The organism is Bacteroides sp. 4_1_36 (assembly GCF_003466325.1).
GTDB lineage: Bacteria > Bacteroidota > Bacteroidia > Bacteroidales > Bacteroidaceae > Bacteroides > Bacteroides uniformis.
The window spans coordinates 1-3,858 of record NZ_QSOX01000048.1; the positions used below are offsets into that span (position 1 = coordinate 1).

Consider the following 3,858-nt stretch of genomic DNA (forward strand, 5'->3'; position numbering starts at 1 on the left):
TTTAATACATTATAGGTAATTGTACTAATTCCCTTGTTTAAATCTTTAGTTAAATTTCCGTTGGAATCGTAGGTGTATTCGTTCGCCTGCTTCACGCCGTCCTTGAACTCGAAGCCGCCACCGTAGGCGGAAGCCGCTGCCGCATCGTCCACGCGGTTCAACAGATTGCCGGCGAGGGTGAAAGTCAGGTTGTCAATCAGTCCGTAACCGGAAGCAGCGGTCTGACCGTAGCGTTGCAGGGTCTTGATGTTGCCGTTCTTGTCATAGGCGGTTACATTCTCACTGAAACGGTCGGTGTTCGCGTTGATGCCGGCTGTTTCGCCGTAGGTCGCGTTCAGCAGCCTGTCCAGCCCGTCGTAGGTGAACTTGTAGCCGCGGACGGTGCTTTCATTCCCTGCCTTCTAGGTCATGCTGCTGATGCTGCCGTTGTACCTGGCAGTGCCGTTACCGGTATTGTAGTACAGGTTCTGTGTGAACTTACTTCCGCTGATGCCCGTCAGCCAGTTGCGGACATTGTACGCATACGTCAGCTTGTTTGTACTACTTCCGTGCAGGGACTTTGATTGCAGTCTTCCAAAGTTGTCATACCCGTAGGCAGCGAGCGTTACATTGGTTCCTCCCAACGTGTGCTCAACCTTCAAGAGTCTGTCCGCATGGTCGTAGCTGTAAGCATGCACTTCCGTGCGGGTTGTTTTTCCACTTGCCGCGTGGGTATGGGTCACCGTAGCGGGCTTGTCGGTGAAGGTGTAGCTCACATTCAGGTCTTCATCGGTGGTTTTAACAACCGAAAGCTGACCGGAAAAATTACGTATAGAAAGCAAAAGGCAGATGATTCACGAAGCCAAACTGAAAAACAAATTCCCTGCTTATATCCGATGACGTAAGCAGGGAATCGTTCAATTTATTGAATCAGAGATTCTTATTATATTAATATTCAAGCCAAAAATAATCAGGGGTGCGTAAAGTATCCCACAATGTAATACCACTATTTGCTCTGCATGCAATCACAATACTGGGTATATTGTCTATCCGGTATCGGAACGTACTATCTATGACCCTTTTTCCACGATATAATACAGTATCCAGAGATGTGACACGTATCTTTATTTTTAAACTATCATATCCGCTCTTATCGAAACGGGTGATTTCCATTCCAAGCCAATCTTCATGGTAGTCCAATATCTGGTCATCCGTCTTGTTCACATACAGTCCATTAAAAACAAGGCTGTCATTCACCCAACATTGGATATAATCTTTACCGGTACGTTCTTTATAACCAGTATCCACTCGAATCATGAAATCATTCTTTGAGATTGAATGGTCAATGCACCCCACCAGCATAGCAAGCATGATTATAAAAATAAATATACGCGTCTTCATGTTACTGCCTCCTTTTAAGTTTTTGTCTCCAGTTTGGAATATGCCTATTCAATTTGTTATGGATGTAGTTATCCCGAATTGTCTGCACTTGGGAATGATTCAACTGAATTGCTTTGAGATAATCTCCTTTGGAATCTAATTGAATTTCTTTTTTCTGTGTCATCAAGTTTTCCACATCCATTGTATGCCCCAATCCCCCTGATAGCTATTAAAGTTTTTTGCTTGAAATAATCAATTTATATCAAGATAAAACACGATAAAGTTAAATAAAACAAGGATGCAGCCAAAGAGCAACAAGTTCTTGATTCCCGTCTATTACACCGATACAATTATCTATAAATTCAACAGCCCCCTCCTGACACTGAGGATTTCCTATGCAAATCCATCTTGTTTTAGGATTTATAAATACCGTCCAGTTTTTATCATTAAGCTTTGGAGAGCCAGCTTTAGCAATATACACTTCCGGATACAATACTTTAAGTAATCCTTTCTCAGCTTTAGGAACATCATAAGGTGTTTCTATCGTTTTAGACAAGCCACAGAAACCATTCAACTGAATCACTTTACCGTCAACAACAGTTAAAGCAATAGTATTGATTGCTATATCAAAATCTATTTCAGGTATATAAGGTATCGTATCAAAACTATATTCAGCTTTACGATACACCACTTGTTTTCGCCCTAAATATTCATTGTAATCTATACTAAACTTCATAATTAATACGTAAAATTGAAATGATAAATAACTTTTGTCTCAGGATTTATACCTAATTCCCATATGCCTTGAGCACCTCTAAAGGCTCCCGGAACTTTCCAATTCAAGCCACCTTTAAATGTAGCATCAGGAATTCCTTTCCCAGCTTGCATAATTTCTTGAATAGTCAATGATGAATTCATGTATGGCCGTGACGGTTCTCCCTTATATACTCCCTTTTTAACTATATCAGAAAAATGTCTCGCAGCAGTTTTAGTATATGTAAATTCACCAGTTCCAACCTGCGCTGCCGCCTTTCCTGCAACCTTGCCTACAGCCCATCCTAATGCCTTCCCCAACAAGATACCACCAAACTCCCCGGCACCAAAACTAAAGGCAGCCTCGCCTATAGGTCGCGCAATAGCATCTATAGAACGACTGTTCAGAGAATTGAAAAGGGCGGACTTAGAGTCTTCAGATAAAGGACTGGTTTTACCTAAGAACTGATTCTGAAGTTTACCGCTGGAAGCTATCAAGTCAAAAGCATTAACAGCCCGATTGGCTAAGATACCTCCATTCTGATAGAAGTTCAGATAGTTGTCATTACCTAACGCAATAGAGGCGGATGAACCGATATTTGTATAGCCTTTTAAAGCTTCACTACCTTCCTGCCAACGTAAATTCCCTTGCTTATCTTCATACCAGTCAGCTCCTGTTGGGTCTATTCTGCTGATAGGGTTGTTACCACAATAAGCATAGAGACTTGTATTGAAATAGTTTTCAGCAGAAGGGTCCACCGTTGCAAACCTCCCCAGCGCCGCATCATAATGTCGCGCCCCATAATCATACAGATTCAAACCCTTCTTAGCATCAAATTCCTTGCCGTTATACTTGTAAGGCTGCACATTGCCTGAGCTTGCAAACACACCACCGAAGGGATAGTAATGGTTCGGTTCCTCTACCGTGCCGCTTTGGTTAATCACAACCCGGTTATTACCCTGATGGTCTTTCAAGTAGTAGTGATACTTGCCGTCACTCAGTGTCACATAACCTTCTTCGGTAAGAAGCAACTTCTGAACACCGTTCTCATAGATCACATTTCCACAATAGTCCGTCGTGGTGGTAGTGCTGCCTATCTTATGGACAGTTTTCAGCTTTGTGCCGTCGGCACCATAAGTATAGGCAATCGTACTACCGTCACTGAATGTCACCGCACTTGGCAAATTTAAACAATTATACGATATATTGCTAATCCCCTTGTTTAAATCTTTAGTTAAATTTCCATTGGAATCGTAAGTGTATTCGTTTGCCTGCTTCACACCGTCCTTGAACTCGAAACCACCATTGTAGGCAGAAGCTGCTGCCGCATCGTCCACACGGCTCAACTGATTGCCGGCGAGGGTGAAAGTCAGGTTATCAATCAAACCGTAACTGGAAGCAGCGGTCTGACCGTAACGTTGCAAGGTCTTGATGTTGCCGTTTTTGTCATAGGCGGTTACATTCTCACTGAAACGGTTAGTGTTCGTATTGATGCCGGCTGTTTCGCCGTAAGTGGCGTTCATCAGACGGCTAAATCCGTCGTAAGTGAACTTATAGCCACGGATAGTGCTCTCATTTCCAGCCTTCCACGTCATGCTGCTGATACTGCCGTTGTATTTGGCGGTGCCGTTGCCGTTGTTGTAGTACAGATTCTGTGTAAACTTGCTTCCACTGATTCCCGTCAGCCAGCCACGGACATTATAGGCATACGTCAGCTTGTTGGTGGCACTTCCGTGCAGGGACTT

The 3,858-nt window shown here is 43.3% G+C and carries 3 protein-coding genes and 1 pseudogene; all 4 read right to left on the minus strand.

What is annotated here, in order from left to right:
- Positions 1-677, minus strand: a pseudogene (locus DXD65_RS21415) (RHS repeat-associated core domain-containing protein); the annotation flags it as partial.
- A gap of 250 nt (positions 678-927) precedes the next feature.
- Positions 928-1,380 (minus strand): hypothetical protein, encoded by a 453-nt coding sequence (locus DXD65_RS20680; protein WP_008662355.1) that lies wholly within the window; start codon positions 1,378-1,380, stop codon positions 928-930.
- Between the two features lie 262 nt (positions 1,381-1,642).
- On the minus strand, positions 1,643-2,095 hold the full coding sequence (locus DXD65_RS20690) for a hypothetical protein (protein ID WP_008662353.1): 453 nt from the start codon (positions 2,093-2,095) through the stop codon (positions 1,643-1,645).
- A 2-nt stretch (positions 2,096-2,097) separates the two neighbouring features.
- Positions 2,098-3,858, minus strand: a 1,761-nt coding sequence (locus tag DXD65_RS21420; protein ID WP_233556169.1) for an RHS repeat domain-containing protein, incomplete at its 5' end; no start/stop codon positions are given.

Coding starts and splice junctions, on each gene's coding strand:
- DXD65_RS20680 (WP_008662355.1), bottom strand. CDS start 1,380: ATGAAGACGCGTATATTTATTTTTATAATCATGCTTGCTATGCTGGTG.
- DXD65_RS20690 (WP_008662353.1), bottom strand. CDS start 2,095: ATGAAGTTTAGTATAGATTACAATGAATATTTAGGGCGAAAACAAGTG.